Origin of the sequence: Micromonospora sp. LOL_014, assembly GCF_048060245.1 — a bacterium.
GTDB lineage: Bacteria > Actinomycetota > Actinomycetes > Mycobacteriales > Micromonosporaceae > Micromonospora_E.
Window position 1 is genome coordinate 1 of record NZ_JBHMIP010000115.1, and the last position, 403, is coordinate 403.

1 protein-coding gene is annotated in these 403 nt (G+C 67.0%); it reads left to right on the plus strand.

All coding sequences use genetic code 11. The annotated features are described in order from the left end of the window. Window positions 1–47: 47 nt before the first annotated feature. A partial coding sequence (locus ACFHW1_RS28875; protein ID WP_416616751.1) for an RNA-guided endonuclease InsQ/TnpB family protein occupies window positions 48–403 on the plus strand: 356 nt, incomplete at its 3' end.

Here is a 403-nt window from a genome sequence, read left to right on the forward strand (position 1 = left end):
ACTGGCAGCACAAGCTGTCCACGACGATCATCCGTGAGAATCAAGCGGTGTACGTCGAGGACCTGTGTGTCGTCGGTCTCGGCCGGACCCGGCTGGCGAAGTCCGTCCACGACGCCGGATGGTCGTCGTTCGTCGGCATGCTGGAGTACAAGTCGGCGAGGTACGGACGCACGTTCGCCCGGGTGGACCGGTGGCTCCCGTCCACCCGGATGTGCTCGGACTGCGGCCGGATCAACGAGAAGATGGCGCTGAACGTGCGGTCGTGGGTCTGTCCGTGTGGCGGTCACCACGACCGGGACGTCAACGCCGCGATCAACATCAAGGCCGCCGGGCAGGCGGACTTCAACGACCGTGGAGCGCGGGTAGGACCGGGACCCGTCCCGGCACCGCGCGGTGAAACGGT